Annotated in this window: 21 protein-coding genes and 2 tRNA genes; 16 read left to right on the top strand and 7 right to left on the bottom strand. The window is 59.8% G+C overall.

Annotated elements, in window-relative coordinates; all coding sequences use genetic code 11:
• Nucleotides 1-6: 6 nt before the first annotated feature.
• The 3 genes from AD949_RS05360 (at nt 7) to AD949_RS05350 (ending at nt 3,017) form a co-directional block, all read left to right on the top strand.
• On the top strand, nt 7-1,164 hold the full coding sequence (locus tag AD949_RS05360) for a GNAT family N-acetyltransferase (protein ID WP_048836715.1): 1,158 nt from the start codon (nt 7-9) through the stop codon (nt 1,162-1,164).
• Between the two features lie 195 nt (nt 1,165-1,359).
• Nucleotides 1,360-2,268 carry a bifunctional methylenetetrahydrofolate dehydrogenase/methenyltetrahydrofolate cyclohydrolase gene (locus AD949_RS05355; RefSeq protein ID WP_048836716.1) on the top strand — a complete coding sequence of 303 codons (909 nt, stop codon included), beginning with the start codon at nt 1,360-1,362 and terminating at the stop codon, nt 2,266-2,268.
• Complete coding sequence (locus tag AD949_RS05350) at nt 2,265-3,017, top strand: methylenetetrahydrofolate reductase (protein WP_048836717.1); 753 nt, start codon at nt 2,265-2,267, stop codon at nt 3,015-3,017. Before AD949_RS05355 ends, AD949_RS05350 begins: the two co-directional genes overlap by 4 nt.
• A gap of 120 nt (nt 3,018-3,137) precedes the next feature.
• Here the strand turns inward: AD949_RS05350 and AD949_RS05345 are convergent, their stop codons facing one another.
• Entirely contained in the window at nt 3,138-3,632 is a 495-nt protein-coding gene (locus AD949_RS05345) for a kinase inhibitor (protein ID WP_048836718.1), read from the bottom strand.
• A gap of 13 nt (nt 3,633-3,645) precedes the next feature.
• Nucleotides 3,646-3,864, bottom strand: coding sequence for a hypothetical protein (locus tag AD949_RS05340; RefSeq protein WP_048836719.1), 219 nt, complete (start codon nt 3,862-3,864; stop codon nt 3,646-3,648).
• Nucleotides 3,865-3,881: 17 nt separating this feature from the next.
• Here AD949_RS05340 and AD949_RS14060 point away from each other — a divergent pair, with 17 nt between their 5' ends.
• From AD949_RS14060 to AD949_RS05305, 8 genes are all read left to right on the top strand, one after another.
• Nucleotides 3,882-4,088 (top strand): hypothetical protein, encoded by a 207-nt coding sequence (locus AD949_RS14060; RefSeq protein ID WP_141325428.1) that lies wholly within the window; start codon nt 3,882-3,884, stop codon nt 4,086-4,088.
• 75 nt (nt 4,089-4,163) lie between these two features.
• On the top strand, nt 4,164-5,243 hold the full coding sequence (gene queA, locus AD949_RS05335) for a tRNA preQ1(34) S-adenosylmethionine ribosyltransferase-isomerase QueA (protein ID WP_048836720.1): 1,080 nt from the start codon (nt 4,164-4,166) through the stop codon (nt 5,241-5,243).
• On the top strand, nt 5,240-6,400 hold the full coding sequence (gene tgt / locus AD949_RS05330; protein WP_048836721.1) for a tRNA guanosine(34) transglycosylase Tgt: 1,161 nt from the start codon (nt 5,240-5,242) through the stop codon (nt 6,398-6,400). The genes queA and tgt overlap by 4 nt, the downstream gene beginning before the upstream one ends.
• 198 nt (nt 6,401-6,598) lie before the next feature.
• Nucleotides 6,599-7,747 carry a tRNA epoxyqueuosine(34) reductase QueG gene (gene queG / locus AD949_RS05325; protein WP_048836722.1) on the top strand — a complete coding sequence of 383 codons (1,149 nt, stop codon included), beginning with the start codon at nt 6,599-6,601 and terminating at the stop codon, nt 7,745-7,747.
• Nucleotides 7,744-8,010, top strand: a complete 267-nt coding sequence (locus tag AD949_RS05320; protein ID WP_048836758.1) for a ribbon-helix-helix domain-containing protein — start codon at nt 7,744-7,746, stop codon at nt 8,008-8,010. The genes queG and AD949_RS05320 overlap by 4 nt, the downstream gene beginning before the upstream one ends.
• A gap of 210 nt (nt 8,011-8,220) precedes the next feature.
• Nucleotides 8,221-9,048, top strand: a complete 828-nt coding sequence (locus AD949_RS05315) for a TerB family tellurite resistance protein (protein WP_048836723.1) — start codon at nt 8,221-8,223, stop codon at nt 9,046-9,048.
• A 220-nt stretch (nt 9,049-9,268) separates the two neighbouring features.
• Complete coding sequence (locus AD949_RS05310; RefSeq protein ID WP_048836724.1) at nt 9,269-10,117, top strand: MlaA family lipoprotein; 849 nt, start codon at nt 9,269-9,271, stop codon at nt 10,115-10,117.
• 22 nt (nt 10,118-10,139) lie between these two features.
• Nucleotides 10,140-10,766, top strand: coding sequence for an MlaC/ttg2D family ABC transporter substrate-binding protein (locus AD949_RS05305; protein WP_048836725.1), 627 nt, complete (start codon nt 10,140-10,142; stop codon nt 10,764-10,766).
• A 76-nt stretch (nt 10,767-10,842) separates the two neighbouring features.
• Here the strand turns inward: AD949_RS05305 and AD949_RS05300 are convergent, their stop codons facing one another.
• Nucleotides 10,843-11,373 carry a GNAT family N-acetyltransferase gene (locus AD949_RS05300; protein WP_048836726.1) on the bottom strand — a complete coding sequence of 177 codons (531 nt, stop codon included), beginning with the start codon at nt 11,371-11,373 and terminating at the stop codon, nt 10,843-10,845.
• Here AD949_RS05300 and AD949_RS14620 point away from each other — a divergent pair.
• Nucleotides 11,372-11,494 carry a hypothetical protein gene (locus AD949_RS14620; RefSeq protein ID WP_257007548.1) on the top strand — a complete coding sequence of 41 codons (123 nt, stop codon included), beginning with the start codon at nt 11,372-11,374 and terminating at the stop codon, nt 11,492-11,494. The genes AD949_RS05300 and AD949_RS14620 overlap by 2 nt on opposite strands.
• On the opposite strand, the gene ettA is transcribed toward AD949_RS14620, so the two are convergent.
• Nucleotides 11,495-13,174, bottom strand: coding sequence for an energy-dependent translational throttle protein EttA (gene ettA, locus AD949_RS05295; RefSeq protein ID WP_048836759.1), 1,680 nt, complete (start codon nt 13,172-13,174; stop codon nt 11,495-11,497). It abuts the gene before it with no gap.
• 42 nt (nt 13,175-13,216) lie between these two features.
• Nucleotides 13,217-13,290: transfer RNA gene (locus AD949_RS05290), tRNA-Ile, on the bottom strand.
• A 155-nt stretch (nt 13,291-13,445) separates the two neighbouring features.
• Here AD949_RS05290 and ppa point away from each other — a divergent pair.
• The 4 genes from ppa (at nt 13,446) to AD949_RS05270 (ending at nt 16,058) form a co-directional block, all read left to right on the top strand.
• The gene (ppa, locus tag AD949_RS05285; RefSeq protein WP_048836727.1) at nt 13,446-13,970 is read left to right on the top strand and encodes an inorganic diphosphatase; all 525 of its coding nucleotides are present in this window, start codon (nt 13,446-13,448) and stop codon (nt 13,968-13,970) included.
• Between the two features lie 248 nt (nt 13,971-14,218).
• Entirely contained in the window at nt 14,219-15,052 is an 834-nt protein-coding gene (locus AD949_RS05280) for a DODA-type extradiol aromatic ring-opening family dioxygenase (RefSeq protein ID WP_048836760.1), read from the top strand.
• A gap of 67 nt (nt 15,053-15,119) precedes the next feature.
• On the top strand, nt 15,120-15,728 hold the full coding sequence (locus tag AD949_RS05275) for a YceI family protein (RefSeq protein ID WP_048836728.1): 609 nt from the start codon (nt 15,120-15,122) through the stop codon (nt 15,726-15,728).
• Between the two features lie 253 nt (nt 15,729-15,981).
• Nucleotides 15,982-16,058: transfer RNA gene (locus tag AD949_RS05270), tRNA-Asp, on the top strand.
• Nucleotides 16,059-16,318: 260 nt separating this feature from the next.
• Here AD949_RS05270 and AD949_RS05260 read toward each other — a convergent pair.
• Complete coding sequence (locus AD949_RS05260) at nt 16,319-16,846, bottom strand: carboxymuconolactone decarboxylase family protein (RefSeq protein ID WP_048836730.1); 528 nt, start codon at nt 16,844-16,846, stop codon at nt 16,319-16,321.
• Between the two features lie 138 nt (nt 16,847-16,984).
• Nucleotides 16,985-17,527 carry a peroxiredoxin gene (locus tag AD949_RS05255; RefSeq protein ID WP_048836731.1) on the bottom strand — a complete coding sequence of 181 codons (543 nt, stop codon included), beginning with the start codon at nt 17,525-17,527 and terminating at the stop codon, nt 16,985-16,987.
• Nucleotides 17,528-17,580 lie beyond the last annotated feature (53 nt).

The raw sequence follows: 17,580 nt of genomic DNA, 5'->3' as shown, positions 1-17,580 counted from the left end.
GCCGTCATGTCTGACTGGTCTGTTTCTCTGCATGACGGCCTTCACGCCATAGGCCAGACCGCGTGGGACTCCTGCGCGGGGGCTGACAACCCGTTTGTCAGCTACGCCTTTCTCTCAGCACTGGAAGACAGCGGTTCTGTCTGCCAGCGCACCGGCTGGCTGCCCCGGCATGTGACATTGCATGCGCCGGACGGCACGCTGGCCGCTGTCTGCCCGGCCTATCTGAAAGGCCATTCCTGGGGCGAATATGTGTTCGACCAAGGATGGGCGCGGGCGTTTGAAGGCGCGGGTGGCCAGTATTACCCCAAATTGCAGGTGGCTGTACCGTTTACCCCTGCCCCCGGCCCGCGCCTTCTGTGTGCGCCCAACGCCCCCCCGGAAACAGCCGCCGTGCTGGCCGATGCCCTCCGCCAGATTTGTGGAGAAACCGGGCTTTCCTCCGCCCATGTCACGTTTTGCCAGCCGCAGGAAAGCGACCTGCTCAGCCAGCACGGCTGGTTGCCGCGCCTTGGCGTGCAGTACCACTGGCATAACCACGGCTACAGCAGCTTTGACGATTTTCTGGCAACCCTCGCCTCCCGCAAACGCAAGGTGCTGAAACGGGAGCGGCGGGACGCCAACGCCGCCGGTCTCACCTTTGAGACGCTACGCGGCGATGAAATTACGCCCGCAGACTGGCACGCATTTTATACGTTCTACCGCAACACGGTGGACCGTAAATGGGGTAGCGCCTACCTCACGCCAGAGTTTTTCCCGCTGCTTTCCGAGCGTCTGGGGGACCGCGTGGTGCTGATGGTGGCGCGACATGGAGACACCCCGGTTGCCGCAGCCCTCAACCTGATGGGCCGCGACACGCTGTATGGCCGCAACTGGGGCTGCACGGGGGACTGGCCCTTCCTGCATTTTGAACTCTGCTATTACCGCGCCATTGATTTTGCCATCGCCCACGGACTGAGCCGCGTGGAAGCCGGAGCGCAGGGCGAGCATAAAATCCAGCGGGGGTATGTGCCGAGCCTGACCCATTCCGCCCACTGGCTGGAAAACAGTTCTCTCCGCTCGGCAGTATCCGCCTTTCTGGCGGAAGAACGTCCGGCCATTCAGGCGGAGGCCGAAGCCCTCAGCGCCTTTTCTCCCTACCGGAAGGATGATCCGGGCGCAGCCTGACCGGTCCCCTTTTTATCCAAACCGGCCCCGACCATAGGCCCGCGCAGCCGGAGGTCCGCCGGACAGCGCTCCGCCAGCGTTTCAGCCGTTCTACTTGGCCTGCTTACAGGCCTCGCCATTGTCTGCCTGCGTTTTTTTGCGTATGGCAGACACGTCTTTCAACCGAATTTTTCCGGATTGACCGCAGCAGTGACGATGAGCCCTTCTCCCTCCCTTCCGTCTGACCATCAGGCGTCCCTCATCGACGGCAAAGGCTTTGCCGCCACCCTTCGGCAGCAGATCCGCGAGGAGGTGCGTGCGCTCCATGATGAGCATGGCGTCACCCCCGGTCTGGCCGTCATTCTGGTGGGGGATGACCCGGCGAGTGAAGTCTATGTGCGCAACAAGGCCATCCAGACGCACCATGCTGGCATGCGCTCCTTCATGCACATGCTGCCGGAAACGACATCGGAAGCAGAACTACTTGCCCTGATTGAGCGCCTGAACCATGACCCGGAAATTCACGGTATTCTGGTGCAGCTCCCACTGCCAAACGGTCTGGACGCGCGGCGCGTCACCAACGCCATTCAGCCGGAAAAGGATGTGGATGGTCTGGGTGAAATCAACGCCGGGCGTCTGGCCATTGGCCTGCCCAGCCTGATTCCCTGCACACCGCTGGGCTGCCTGCTGCTGCTGCGCGACCAGTTGGGTGATATGCGCGGCAAGCACGCGGTGGTGATTGGCGCGTCCAATCTGGTAGGCAAACCTCTGGCCCAGTTGCTTCTGGCGGAAGGCTGCACTGTCTCCATCGCGCATATTCACACGCAAGACACAGCCGCATTGGCCCGGCAAGGGGATATTCTGGTGGTGGCCACCGGTTGCCGCGAACTGGTGCGGGGTGGCTGGATCAAACCCGGTGCCACCGTGATTGATGTGGGCATTACCCGCGTCACGACCGAGACCGGCAAGACCCGTCTGGTAGGCGATGTGGTGTTTGATGAAGCCGTGAAAGTAGCGGGCCGCATTACCCCCGTGCCCGGCGGAGTTGGGCCGATGACCATTGCCTGCCTGCTGAAAAACACCCTGACCGCCGCCCGCCTGCTGGTTACGGGAAAGGCGGAATGAGCCTCTCGCGCCTTTCCGTTGAACTTATCCCGCGGAGCGAGGAGGCTCTGGCGCAGGATGTGGCCAGCGTCAAAACCCTTCTGCCCGCAGCGGATACGCTGAATATCCCGGACCTGATGCGCTTCCCGCTGCGCAGCTGGGACGCAGCGTGCTTGACCATGCCGCAATTTGGTACCGTTATCCCGCATGTGCGCGCCATTGATATTGCCCCCGGCGCCCCTCTACCCGGCAGTACCCTGCCGGGGCTGAAAGAGGTGCTGGTGGTGCATGGTGACCCTCCGGCTGACCTTGCGCACCAGACTTACCCCAACAGCACGGAAAGCATTATCCGCCGTTACCGGAAGGAAGCGCCGCATCTGCGGATTTATGCAGCCTTTGACCCGTACCGCCGTGCCCCGTGGAAAGAACTGGAAGATATTGCCCGCAAGAAAGAGGCCGGTGCGGACGGGTTTTTCACGCAGCCGGTATTTGACCTCAAACTGTTTGATCTCTGCCGGGAATGGCTGCTGGGTGAGCAGGTGTTCTGGGGGCTTTCCCCCGTTATCGGCCCACGCTCCCGCTCTTACTGGGAGACCACGAACCATGTGGTTTTCCCCCGGAATTTTGAGCCTACTCTGGATGCCAACATCCAGTTTGCCCAGTCTGTTCTGCGCCAGCTTTCACAAGATCAGGGCTGTGCCTACCTAATGCCGCTGCGGGTCAAACTGGAGCAGTATCTCCCGCCTCTGATGGATGCCATACAGGGCTGAACGCCCTAACGGGCAGATTTTTGACTAAAACGGGCTGTCCCCAATGGTCGTGACCCTGATGGGTCTCGCCACACTGGCGTACCCAGACAGGGCTGCGGCCAGTGTGGCGCGCGGCCAACGTCAGGGCTTCTGACTGCCATAAAGAGCCGTCAGGCTGGCAGAGGCCAGTTTGTGATGATGCACCATAAAGCCAACCAGCGCCGGGCTGGCGTCCGGTGTGACATCCAGTGCGGGCACATCCAGCGCATGCACCGTGAAAATATAGCGATGCGCCGGACCGGGCGGCGGCGCAGCCCCGCCGTACCCGGGCACACCAAAATCGGTACGCACCTGCATGGCGCCTTGCGGCAGACCGCCTTTGCCGGACCCCGCCCCTTCGGGCAGCGCCGTGACGCTGGCGGGAATGTTGACAACTACCCAATGCCACCAGCCGGAACCGGTCGGGGCATCGGGGTCATAAACCGTCACCACAAAGCTTTTTGTTCCTGCGGGCGCGTTTTTCCATTCCAGCGCCGGGGAAATATTCTGCCCGGTCTGGCCCATGCCGTTATAAACTTGCGCCTGCGGCAGGGCGGCCCCGTCCGTAAAAGCGGGGCTTGTCAGAACAAAAGCCATGGTGGTGCCTTTCTTACCAGTTGCGGCTGATCAGCCAGAATTCTTCGGACGTCAGCGTGATCGCCTTGCCAGCGTCAGACTCCGCTGCCGCAGCGGCCAGCGCTTCAATCCGTTCAATCATGATAACTTTACGCTGGTGAGCTTCCGTGGTTTCCGGGTTTGCGTTCAGCGTATGCAGAGAAGTTTTGGCAGCCTTGGCAACACGTGCGGCATCCAGCAGGGCGTAAGACATAAGAAGCAGATCTCCGTTTGGGTTTGTTGATCACGCGTAATCTGGGCGCATGGCGCGTCCTCTTCAACCCCACGCGCTCTGGCGGCACCCATGCCCGGCCTGATCTCTGCCCTCCGCCGCCGCCACGGATGATGGTAGGAAAACCTTTCTGGCCCGAAAAATCGACCTCATCCGGCCTTCCTCGCCCACGGACGCCACTCCCCTCACCTCACGTCACCCCCTGACATCATCTCCCGACATCATCCCCCGACATCATCCCTCTGGCATCTGCGCACCCTATTGCGTAAACCCGTTTCACCATGAGCGACCGCACCGAAGATTTTGATTTCCACCTGCCCGAAACCCTGATTGCGCAGGAACCGGCCCGACCGCGTGAAGCCGCGCGTCTGCTGGATGTTCCCGCACACGGCCCCCTGATAGACCGCCATGTGCGGGACCTGCCGGAATTGCTGAAAGCGGGGGATCTGCTGGTAGCGAACGATACCGCCGTCATCCGCGCCCAGTTGCACGCCCTACGGGGGGAAGCCCATATCGGCATTACGCTGGACCGCATCCTGCCCGATACCTCATGGCATGTGCTGGTGCGCAATGCCCGCCGCCTGAAGGTGGGAGATACGCTGACCTTTACCGGCAGCCCCCACACCGCCACCGTTCTGGCGCGGGAGGACGGCGGCGGCGCTGTACTGCGTTTTTCAGCCGAAGGCGCTGCGTTTGATGCGTTCCTTCAGGATGTCGGCGCACTGGCGCTCCCGCCTTACATCCACCGCCCGCACGGCCCGACCGCACAGGACACGAAAGATTACGCGACCATTTTTGCAGAGCATAAAGGCGCCGTGGCTGCTCCCACGGCAGGCCTGCACTTCACTCCAACCCTGCTAGAGGCGGTGGACGCCACGGGTGCCGAGCGCTGCACCCTGACGCTGCATGTGGGGGCCGGCACATTCCTGCCGGTGCGTGAGAACGATATTTCCAAACACCATATGCATGCGGAACGCGGCGTGATTACGCCCGAGACGGCAGCGCGGATCAACGCCGTGCGTAAGGCAGGCGGGCGGATTATCGCCGTGGGCACCACCAGCCTGCGCCTGCTGGAAAGTGCGGCCGATGAAAACGGCATTGTGCATCCGTTTGATGATGTTACCTCCATTTTCATCCGCCCCGGCTACCGCTTCCGGGCGGTGGATCTGCTGCTGACCAACTTCCATCTGCCCCGCTCAACCCTGTTCATGCTGGTGTGTGCCTTTGCGGGGGAAGAGCGGATGCGGGCGGCCTACGCCCATGCTGTCCAGACTGGATATCGTTTCTATTCCTACGGGGATGCCTGCCTGCTGCGCTGCGCCAGCCCCCTTGAGGCCCACCGCACCGGAGATACCGCATGAGCCGTTTCCACTGGACCTGTGAAAGCACAGATGGTGCCGCCCGCGCCGGGATGCTGCACACGGCGCACGGTCCCGTTGCCACCCCCACCTTCATGCCGGTCGGCACCGTCGGCACCGTCAAGGCGATGACGATGGACGCCGTGCGCTCCACCGGGGCTGGCATTGTGCTGGGCAACACCTACCACCTTATGCTGCGGCCCGGTGCCGAGCGGGTGCGCGCTCTTGGCGGCCTGCATCGCTTTATGGACTGGTCCGGCCCGATTCTGACGGATTCCGGTGGCTTTCAGGTCATGTCGCTTGGCGCACTGCGCAAGCTTGATCAGGATGGTGTGACCTTCCGTTCTCACATTGACGGCTCCTACCATCGGCTGACACCGGAAATCTCGACCGATATCCAACACGCGCTGGATGCCACCATCACCATGTGTTTTGACGAATGCCCGGCCCTGCCAGCACCGCCGGAAACCATTGCGGCCTCCATGCGGCTGTCCATGCGCTGGGCCGCCCGCTCCCGCGAGGCCTTTGTGCAGCGCACTGGTTACGGCCAGTTTGGCATTGTACAGGGCGGCACGGAGCCGGACCTGCGGGCCGAAAGTGTTAAAGCCCTGACGGATATCGGGTTTGAAGGTTACGCCATTGGCGGTCTGGCTGTGGGGGAAGGGCAGGCGCTGATGTTCGGCACACTGGACACCACCGTGCCCGCCATGCCTCAGAACGCCCCGCGCTATCTAATGGGTGTAGGCACACCGGATGACCTGCTGGGCAGCGTGCAGCGCGGCGTGGATATGTTTGACTGCGTGATGCCCACCCGCGCAGGCCGCACGGCACGCGCCTATACGGAACGCGGCACGCTCAACCTGCGCAACGCCCGCCACGCGACGGATGCCCGCCCCATCTCTCCGGACTGTGACTGTCTGGCCTGTTCCCGCCACAGCCGCGCCTATCTGCACCATCTGTTCCGGGCCAATGAAATTCTCGGCCCCATGCTGCTGACATGGCATAATATTGCCTATTATCAGCGCCTAATGCGCCAGATTCGCGCCGCCATTGTGGAAGGCCGTCTGGACGAGCTTGCCACAACCCTGCGCGCCAACTGGGCGGCGGAAGATTGGACGGAAGATGAAATGCCGCAGCCTGTCATCCCCCCTGTGCCCTGAAAGCCGCTTTATGCGCTCCCCGCCCAGACCGTCTGCTGTGCGTACCGCCGTGAAGCCCCTCTGCGGGTTGTGTGGTGAGTCGGGCCATACACCGGGCTGTGCGACCTTCTGCAAGCCCGGCTCCGCACCTCGCTGCCTGCCCTGTCCTGTGCGCCACGTCTTGTGAGCAAGGTCGATTCTGCCGGGCAGGTTGATGCCATGCTGCCGGGTGCGGAAAAACTGGCGGCCCGAATCCGAGAAAAGGCTCTGGCATTGGGGTTTGACGCCATCGGCTTCTGCCCGGCCCATCTTGGTCCGGAGGTGCGGGAACGGCTGACGGATTTTCTGGCCAAAGGCTATCATGGCGAAATGGGCTGGCTGGCGGAGCGTGCCGATCAACGCACCCAACCCACCACACTCTGGCCGGACGCCCGCACGGTGATCGCGCTCGGCGTGTCCTACGCCCCGGAAGGCGACCCGCTGGCCACCCTCCGCCTGCCAGACCGGGGCAATATTTCCGTTTATGCCCGCCACCGTGACTATCATGACCTGATAAAAGGAATGCTGAAGCATCTGGCCCAGTTTGTGGTGAGAGAAGGCACTCTGGCGGCTGAGCGGGCCTCTGCCACCATGCAGCACCATGCCAGCAGGCAGGACAGCGCCGCTCACCCCACCCCCAACGTTCCGGACATCCCGCCTCCCGGCGTCAAGGTCTTTGTGGATACAGCACCCGTTGCGGAAAAACCGCTGGCGGCGCAGGCCGGGTTAGGCTGGCAGGGTAAGCACACCAACCTTGTCTCCCGCAGCCATGGAAGCTGGCTGTTTTTAGGGGAAATCTACACCACGCTGGTTCTGCCCGCCTCGCCCCCGTCCGGTGGCGGCTGCGGAACCTGCACGCGCTGCCTGACTGCCTGCCCCACGCAGGCTTTCCCTGCCCCCTACCAGATGGATGCCCGGCGCTGCATTTCTTACCTGACCATTGAACATGCTGGCCCGATTCCGCTTGAGTTCCGCCCGGCGATTGGCACGCATATTTACGGATGTGATGACTGTCTGGCCGTCTGCCCATGGAACCGCTTCGCGCAGGTCTCCCGCCAGATCAAGCTGCAACCCCGGCCGGATCTGATAGCGCCCGACCTCACCAGCCTGAGCCAGTTGGATGATGCCGCTTTCCGTCAGAAATTTTCCGGCTCCCCCATCAAGCGCATTGGCCGCAACCGCTTTGTGCGGAACGTGCTGATCGCTATCGGTAATTCCGGCTTGCCTGACTTGCTCCCTCATGCCCATGCCCTGACACAGGACCCGGACAGCGTGGTGGCGGAAGCCGCGCAATGGGCCGTTACCCGCCTGAAAGCCTGCCAGCCATGAGTGCACACCTCCGCAAACGCAGCCTGATTCTTTCGGGGCACGATACCAGCGTGGCGCTGGAGCCGGAGTTCTGGCTGGTGCTGGAAGACATGGCCCGGCACCATCGTGATCCTCTTCCGGTCATGGTGGCCCGGCTGGATACGGAACGCCGCCCGGTTCAGTCGCTCGCCTCTTTCCTGCGCGTGCAGGCTCTCCTCTGGCTGCAAAAACAGGTCTCCACGCAAGAGCAGCCTACGCCGCCTGCACCTGACGCGCTGGCCTGACAAACCACGCCACACAACCAGACACACCGGCATACCCCTGAAACCACTCCTCCAGTTCTGTCCCGCCGTCCCTGCCCTCACCCGCCACACGCTTGCGACTGGATTACCTGCCCTGCGCTTTCCGGCAGGTTATCCCGCCTGCTATGCTGGGACACGGAATACACGCGGCCCCGATTTGGGCCTCAGGCCGGAAAATGCTAGGCAGGCAACATGGCGATATGGGGTAAGATTTTTGGTGGTGTCGCAGGTTTTGCCATGGGCGGACCTGTAGGCGCAGCTTTGGGCACAGCACTGGGGCATGCCGCGGATAAAGGCACTCTGCTTCAGCCTCCCACCGGAGGATGGAGTGACCGCTGGGCGGCCCGCGCCAACCCCGACCCCAACGGTGCGGCTACCTTCATGGCGGCCAAGCTGGCGGCGGCTCTTGGTAAAAAAGAGCAGCTTTACGGCCTGACAAGCATTATTCTCTGCGCAAAACTGGCCAAGTGTGATGCGCCGGTCAACCGGCAGGAAATTAACGCGTTTAAGATGCGTTTCCGGGTGCCGGATGAAAACATGCGGGAAGTTGGCCGCCTGTTTGATCTCGCCCGCCAACGGACGGATGATTACGAGTCCTTCGCGCGTGAACTGGGCACAGCTTATGTGCAGGACAAGCAGCCGCTGGAAGATCTGATGGGTGTTCTCTTCGGCATTGCCCGTGCGGATCTTGCAGCGGATGAACCGCTGACCAAAGAAGAAACACGCTTCCTGCAACGCGTACATGCATTGTTTGGCCTAAGCCACGGCGCATGGGAACGCGCGGAACAGGGCCGCTCCCGCCCGGCCATGGCCGAGGAGGACGCGTATGTGGTGATGGGCGTTGACGCATCCCTCTCCAATGAGGACCTGCGCGCCCGCTGGAAGGTCTTGGTGCGGCAATATCACCCGGATGTCATGGCGTCTCGCCAAGCCTCCCCGGCGGAAGTTGCGGAAGCCTCCGCCAAGATTTCCCGCATTAATGCGGCATGGGATATGATCAAACGGGACCGAGGTCTGTGAGCGCCGCCATGGTGCGGCATTCAGGCAACAATATTAGAAAAATTGACACATCTGTTAAACTGATGGGGCTGAACAACGCTTCATTTTCTGCTCCCCTGCCTTTCATGCAGGGATGACCTGCATTGCGCAGAACATTTCTCGTGGTAGAGAGGGCAGCAGAACACTCACGCCTTTTGGGCGGGTTTTACTGGTGCGTCACAGGGTAAAGGTAAACGCGGCAATGAATTCAGGACGGAACGGTGCACGGCTCCGCCCTCGCGGTCAGACACTTACGGGTCAGACTCGGGAAGGCTCCTCGGCCAAGCGCCGTTTTTCCTCACGCAGCTCTGTACTGGTCGCTACACTGATTGCGCTCACTGGGTGTAGCGCCATTAAAGCCCCTGTCCCGAAGGACCCGGACGCCCTTGAAGAATACAAGCAGGCGAATGACCCGTACGAACCGCTGAACCGCAAGGTCTATAACCTGACCATGACGTTCGACCACTGGGCGCTCCGTCCAGTTGCTAAGGCGTATGTCTGGGCTGTGCCGCGCCCGGTCCGGAATTCTCTGGGCAATATGATCACCACCATGAACGAACCCTCCGTGTTCTTTAACGATGTCGGGGCTGGCAAGCCCCGCCGTGCGGGCGATTCCTTTGTGCGGTGGTGCATCAATATGTCCGTCGGGATCGGCGGCCTGATTGATGTCGCCAAAATGGCTGGCTATCCGCATCATGATAACGATGCAGGCATGACACTGGCCAACTGGGGCATTCCCTCCGGCCCGTATCTGTTCCTGCCCATGGGGCCGTCCTCCCTCCGTGATGGCATCGGCTACGGGATTGATCAGGGCCTTTCCCCATGGAACTATGTTCCGCGCGGTTACGGGCTGATCAGCTTCAACTGGGCTTACAATATGATGGGGGTTATCCACGGCCGCTCTACACATCTGGATGAACTGGATGCCTTGCAGCGTGACGCACTGGACCCCTACGCAACAATCCGCAGCGCCTATCAGCAACAGCGGAAGGCGCAGGCCGCAGCGATTAAGAACGATAATCGCGCTACAGTGCCCGCCTGGTACCACTAAAAACAACAAGGATAGCGCCGTTATGAAATTCCTTTCCAGCCGTCGCCTTGTGACTGGAGCTCTCGCGCTGCTTTGTGCTGGCAGCCTTTCCGTGCTGCCTGCCCGTGCGGCTGAGGGCACGCGTCAGTTTATTGAAACCTTTGGCACCAAGCTGGTCACCATTGTGAACAGCCCGGTCTCGCTCCCGGAAAAAAAGGCACGTGTGCTGCCGCTGATCCAGCAGGATGTGGATATTGACGCCATTGGCCGCTACTGCCTTGGCCGTTACTGGAAGCTCGCCACCCCGGAGCAGCAGAAGCAGTATCTCGGCCTGTTCCATGAAGTTCTGGTGAACGCCATTACCGATAAGCTGGGCGACTACCGTGGCGTTAGCTTTACCATTGGCGCTATCACCAAATCTGGTGAAGACGAGTCTGTTGAAGCCACACTGGTCCGCCCGCAGCAGCCCCCAGCATCCATGCAGTGGATTGTCAGCCACGAAGGTGGCACGCCGAAAGTGGTGGACGTGATTGGGGAAGGGGCAAGCCTGCGTCTGACCCAGCGTCAGGATTACTCCTCCTACATCGCCCGTAACGGTGGCAACGTTGCGGCACTGCTGAGCGCGCTTAAGCGCCAGATTGAGCACCACACCGCAGCCGCCAGCCAGTAAGACGGTCTGTAAGAATACGACGATCTAGGGCACCTTTAGGGGTGCCCTTTTTTTGTCCATAGCAGAAAAGTCCGCGTTACCGCCCCTCATACTGCCTGACGGCTTGCCGGTCCCGCACACTTTCATAAACCAGCATGGTCTGGCCGCCTCGCTGGAAAGTCTCGCACACATGCATGCCAATGCCGCCTAGAATGGTGCGGGATGCCAGATTGGATTCCTTGGCTACGGCAATAATCCGTTTAACGCCCGCATCATGCGTGAAGTTTAGCGCGGCATTAGCTGCTTCCCGCGCAATGCCGCGTCCGCTGGCCCATGGATAGAGGGCAAAGCGCAGGCCAAAGCCGCGCCCATCTGGCCGGTCATGAATCCCGGTCATGCCGACAAACTGGCCATTTTCCTGAATGGTAAAAATCCCGACCCGGTGGCAGGCCCAGAACGCGATGTCATCCGCCATCTCACGCTCGGCCTGCTGGCGAGTACACACGCCGCCCAGCATCTGGCCAAAGGCCGCACCATCGGCTTTCAGTGCGGCCATATCATCCATATCCCGCCATGTGACGGGTTGCAGCATCAGTCGGCCGGTTCTAACAGAGCGGGCCGTTAACATGCCCATCGTCCTGCCAGAACGCGGAAACGCCACCGGAGCGGTCTCCGGCAGCGTGTCCTGTTATTTTGCGGAAATCCTGCCTCAGATGATGGATGCCGCATTAGACATCCACCCACTCTGATCAGCGAGAGATAGGCCTGTAACGAATGCGGCCGGGTTCCGTGGCATCCGGGCCAAGGCGACGGCGCTTATCTTCCTCATAGGCCTGAAAGTTTCCTTCAAACCATTCGACGTGAGAATCCCCTTCAAACGCCAGAATATGGGTAGCCAGACGGTCAAGGAACCAGCGGTCATGGGTAATGACCACGGCGCAACCGGGGAATTCACCCAGAGCCTCTTCCAGCGCACGCAGCGTATCAACGTCAAGATCGTTGGTCGGTTCGTCCAGCAGCAGCACGTTGCTTTCCTGCCGCAGCATCTTGGCGAGATGCACGCGGTTGCGCTCACCACCCGACAAAATGCCAACCTTTTTCTGCTGGTCAGACCCTTTGAAGTTGAACGCCCCCACATAGGCGCGGGACGGGACCGCCCGCTTGCCAAGATAGATGACATCCGTGCCGCCGGAAATTTCTTCCCACACGGTTTTGTCCGGGTCCAGATCATCACGGGACTGGTCAACATAGCCGAGCTTGACGGTCTCACCGATTTTCAGCTCACCTGCATCCGGCTTTTCGGCCCCGACGATCATCTTGAACAGCGTGGATTTACCAGCACCGTTCGGGCCGATCACCCCCACAATGCCGCCCGGCGGCAGCTTGAAGTTGAGATCATCAATCAGCAGACGCTCACCAAAGCCCTTGCTGAGATGATCGGCTTCAATCACCGTGCCACCCAGACGCGGGCCGGGAGCGATGACGATATCCGCCACGCCGTTCTGCTTTTCAGCACTCTGGGCCAGCATTTCCTCATACCGGGCAATACGGGATTTGCTTTTGGCCTGACGCGCCTTGGGGCTGGAACCAATCCACTCCTGCTCGGCGGCCAATGCACGCTGGCGGGCGCTCTCTTCCTTTTCTTCCTGCGCCAGACGCTTGCGCTTCTGGTCCAGCCAAGAAGAATAGTTGCCTTCAAACGGAATACCGCGGCCGCGCTCGATTTCCAGAATCCAGTTGGTCACATTGTCCAGGAAGTAACGGTCATGAGTAATAACCATCACGGTGCCCTGATAATCGTGCAGCGTCTTTTCCAGCCACGCCACGCTTTCCGCGTCCAAATGGTTGGTCGGTTCGTCCAGCAGCAGGATTTCAGGCTTTTCAATCAGCAGGCGGCACAGTGCCACGCGGCGGCGTTCACCACCGGACAGCTTGTCCACGGGGCTGTCAGCAGGGGGGCAGCGCAGGGCCTCCAGCGCGATTTCCAGCTTGCGGTCCAGTTCCCAGCCATCGCCTGCGTCAATTTTTTCCTGCAAATCGGCCTGTTCGGCCAGCAGGGTGTTCATTTCCTCATCGCTCATCGGCTCGGCAAAGCGCATGGAAATTTCGTTAAAACGATCCACAGCCTTTTTGAGGTCACCAAAGCCAAGAGCAACGTTTTCGCCAACCGTCAGCTTCGGGTCCAGTTGGGGTTCCTGCTCCAGATAGCCAACGCGCACACCTTCAGCAGCCCACGCTTCCCCGCCATATTCCTTGTCGATCCCAGCCATGATCTTGAGCAGCGTGGATTTACCAGCACCGTTCACGCCCAGAACGCCGATTTTCACACCCGGCAGGAAGGACAGCGTAATGCCTTTGAAGACCTCACGCCCACCCGGATAAGACTTGGTCAGATCCTTCATCACATAGACGTATTGATAAGATGCCATGGGATGACCTCCGCGGAGTGGAATGGATAAGGCGAAAACGCCTGCGCCCGGCAGGACTTGAACCCGCAACCAAGCCGTTATGAGCGGCCCGCTCTAACCAATTGAGCTACGGGCGCGCAGGCGGCTTCCTGATTACGCAATCACACACATTTGGCAAGGGTCCAGCGCCGGAAAAACCTCCGTAACGGCCCTTTCCCTGTTACGGCTTGGCAAGTTGCAATGTGACAGATAGGGTCTGCACATCCGTATTTTTAGTGCTGGAGCAGCCCTTATGGACGTCTCAAAACTTTCCCCCGGCAAAGATGTGCCGTTCGATATCAACGTTGTCATTGAAATTCCGCAGGGATCTTCCGTTAAATACGAGATCGACAAGGAAAGCGGTGCCCTGTTTGTGGATCGTTTCCTGTTCACCCCCATGGCCTACCCTACGGCTTATGGCTTCATTCCCGGCACACTGGCCGCTGACGGTGACCCGACCGACGCGCTGGTGCTGACCCCGAGCAATGTGGTGCCCGGTTCCGTCATTCGGGCGCGCCCCATTGGTGTGCTGAAAATGGAAGACGAATCCGGTCAGGACGAAAAAATCATCTGCGTCCCGCATGACAAGGTTCATCCGCAGTTCAGCAAGGTGCAGACGGTGGAAGACCTGCCGGAAATCACCGTGAAGGCCATTGAGCACTTCTTTACCCGCTATAAGGACCTTGAACCCGGCAAATGGGTAAAAGTGACCGGCTGGGGCACGAAGGAAGAAGCGGGCGAGTTCATTCGCAGCGCTCTGACAGCAGGCAGCAAATAATCCTGCCACTCAATCTGCTGGGCCTCACCGCCCCCAAGCAGAGAGAAACAGGAGAATTCAGGCCGGAGGCAGCAGACATGCGGCCTCCGGTTTTTTTATGCGCGGCATCTTACTCCGCACCCAATCTCACGGCCTATCTCATACTCAGAGCAGGAAATCTCTTCCTGAAATACAGGATTATCAAACCCGCGTTCTGAGGGGACTATTCAGGCCTCCCGCTCCCAGATGAGACACGGCTTACAAGTATGATGACTCTTCCGCCTGAACCTGAAACAGCAAACGCGCCACTTGCCCGGCAGCCTGTGCTGTTTCTGCCGCATGGCGGCGGCCCGTGTTTTTTTATGGACTGGCCGGAGACGTGGGACCGTATGGCCGCCTTTCTCCGCAGTGTCAGCCAGACATTACCGCAAAAACCTGACGCGATTCTGGTGGTCTCCGGCCATTGGGAAACCGCCGTTCCGACCGTAACCGCGACAGCCCAACCGCCGCTGATTTATGATTATTACGGCTTTCCACCCCACACCTATCATCTACGCTACCCGGCCCCCGGCTCCCCTGCACTGGCCGCACAGGTGCAGGCGTTGCTGACGGCAGCGGGCATTCCCAACGCAGCCAATGCGGAGCGAGGGCTGGATCATGGCGTTTTCATCCCCTTCATGCTGGCGTTTGAAGCCGCCGATATCCCGGTTGTAGAGCTTTCCCTGCAACATCATCTGGACCCGGCGGCACATTTACGCATCGGGCAGGCGTTGGCCCCTCTGCGGGACAGGAACGTGCTGATTATTGGCACGGGCCTGACCTACCATAATCTGCGGCATTTTATGGGACAGGACCGGGATTCTGACGCCCTCTCCCACGCGTTTGACGCGTGGCTTGTAGCCGCTGTCTGTGCGCCGGAAGCTGAACGTACGACGGCCCTGAAACAGTGGGAAGCTGCTCCCGGAGCCCGTATCTGTCACCCGAGAGAAGACCATTTGCTCCCTCTAATGGTCGCGGCCGGTGCCGCAGGACGAGACCGGGGCGTTCAGACCTATCGGGATACCGTGATGGGTAAAGCCCTTTCCGGTTTCCGGTTTGGTTAACTGAACTCCGCCCATGCCCCCTTTTCTCGCAACTTTTCTTCACTCTTAAAAATCAGGTTTCTTTTTCATGGCATCTTTTTCTTATGCTTCCGCCCTTGCCGCTCTCGGCCTTGTGGCGTCTCTGTCCACGGCTCAGGCCGCAACAGCCCCGCAGGACGTGCAGGCGGGCACGTATCAGATTGAAACCACCCATACGCAGGTGCTGTTCTCCCTGCTACATTTAGGCTTTACGGACTATTCCGGCCTCTTTTCCGACGCATCCGGCACGCTTACTTATGACCCGGCACATCCCGCCGCCGCCAAGCTGAGCGTCTCCATTCAGGTTGCCAGTGTGCAGACCACCAGCGCAAAACTGACGGATGAACTGCATGGCGCAGACTGGTTTGACACCGCGCACTACCCCACAGCCACGTTCGTTTCGACCAAAGTGGTGCCAACGGGTGCTGGAACAGCGGATGTCACCGGTAATTTCACGCTGCACGGCATAACAAAGCCACTCACCTTGCATGTGCATTATGTGGGCGCTGGCGTGAACCCTATGGATAAGGCCTACACGGTTGGCTTTCAGGCCACTGGCACCCTTAAGCGTAGCGCATTTGGTGTCAAAACCTACGTGCCGATGGTGGGGGATGATGTTACGCTCTCCATCGCCGGAGCATTTGAAAAGCGGGCCTGATCGCTCCACAGTCGACGCCGCACAGTCTTTCTCGGGAAGGTATCCTGACGGAGTGCCTTCCCTTATCCCTTCCTGAAAATGCAACTCCACCAAGGCGTTACGGCGCACCAGTGCACTGGCGGACAGGCACACACAGCCTGTGCGAAAAAATTTCATAATGCGTTGTTTTTTTCATCCACCCCGGTTGTCAAAGCTGAAAACATCGCTATAAGACGCGACATACCGACGCACACCACAGGTGAGCGTCTGGATTGCGGGTGTAGCTCAGTTGGTTAGAGCGCCGGCCTGTCACGCCGGAGGTCGCGGGTTCGAGCCCCGTCACTCGCGCCACTTTCCTTTAAAAATTCATTTTCAAGAAAGTGGCGCGTGTTCCCCACACGGGTGTTGCTGTTTTTCAGAAACATTCCCGATGCGACGCTGATTTTTGTAATCCTTCCGCATCAACACAGCTTCCTTGCCGGACCAGCCCGAGGCAACTCCCCTTACGTTTCATACAAAAAAAGCCCGGCCCCCGTGAGTTTTGACACCACACAGAAGCCGGACCTGAAACGCCGCATTCAAGGCATGCGGTCAGCCTGATCTGAGTGGCGTTAGTCGCCGAGCGCTTCCGCAGCTTCCAGTGTAACAGCCACAGCATGAACCGTGGAAGCAATCCGCACGGCGGTCTGCACGGCTTCCGCCCCAAGCGCATCACGCACAATTTTTTCATGGCTGGTCACGCACAGACCACAGCCATTAATGGCGGATACGGCCAGAGACCACAGCTCGAAATCAATTTTTTCAACGCCGGGGCGGCCAATCACGCTCATGCGCAGTTGCGCGGGCATTTTCTCGTAATCACCGCCTGCCATATGCACAAAGCGGTAATAGATATTGTTCATCCCCATGATGGCGGCGGACGCTTTGGCGGCGTTCAGCGCGTCCGGCGTCAGCTTGTCCGCAAATTCCGCAACAATCGCCTTCGTCACCGCGTCATTGCGGGAAGCAATGGCGGACGCCACAAAGGTTCCGGCCAACTGCTGGGGCGTGAGGGTCACATCATTGGCGAGAGACCCGAGATTCAGCCTCAGATCCTTCGCATAATCGGGAATACGATCCTTCAGAGCATCGATCGACATCAGTTCATCCGTATGAAAAGGGGAGGAATGGCGCTCTTGTGCGCCGCAGACGGGCTGAACCCGGTCTGGAGGTATGCCGTCTGACCCCGTAAGACGATCCCGTGGGACGATCTTGGGGCCAGACGGAGGTCGTCAGGATCAGACTTTGATAAAGTCGTCGCCTTTTTTCCAGTTGCAGGGGCACAGCTCATCGCTCTGCAGCCCGTCCAGAATACGCACGATTTCCTGCGGGTTACGACCAACGGACAGATCGTTGACAGAGACGTGACGGATCACACCCTGCGGGTCGACAACAAACGTGGCGCGCAGGGCAACGCCTGCTTCCTTGTGCATCACGCCCGTGCCTTCGGTCAGCTCGCGCTTGATGTCAGCCAGCATGGCAATCGGCAGATCTTTCAGATCGGCATTATGCAGACGCCAGTTGAGATGCACGAATTCGCTGTCGATGGACACGCCGTAAACAACGGCATCACGGTCAGCAAAGTCTTTTGTCAGCTTGCCGAATGCCACGATTTCCGTCGGGCAGACGAACGTGAAGTCTTTCGGCCAGAAGAAGACAATTTTCCACTTACCGGCGTCAGATTTGTCGGAAATCTGGACGAACTCGCCCTTCAGGCCTTCCGGACCACCGGGAACGGCGGTCAGATCAAAACTCGGAAACTTATCGCCAACGGTCAGCATAAGCTTGCTCCTTCATGAGTTACTTAAAAGCTCCGACGGCGCAAAATGCCGTC

Source organism: Acetobacter orleanensis (assembly GCF_001581005.1).
Classification (GTDB): Bacteria; Pseudomonadota; Alphaproteobacteria; order Acetobacterales; family Acetobacteraceae; genus Acetobacter; species Acetobacter orleanensis.
The sequence above is the reverse complement of the archived record's forward strand: the minus strand, read 5'-3'. Positions and strand labels throughout refer to the sequence as shown.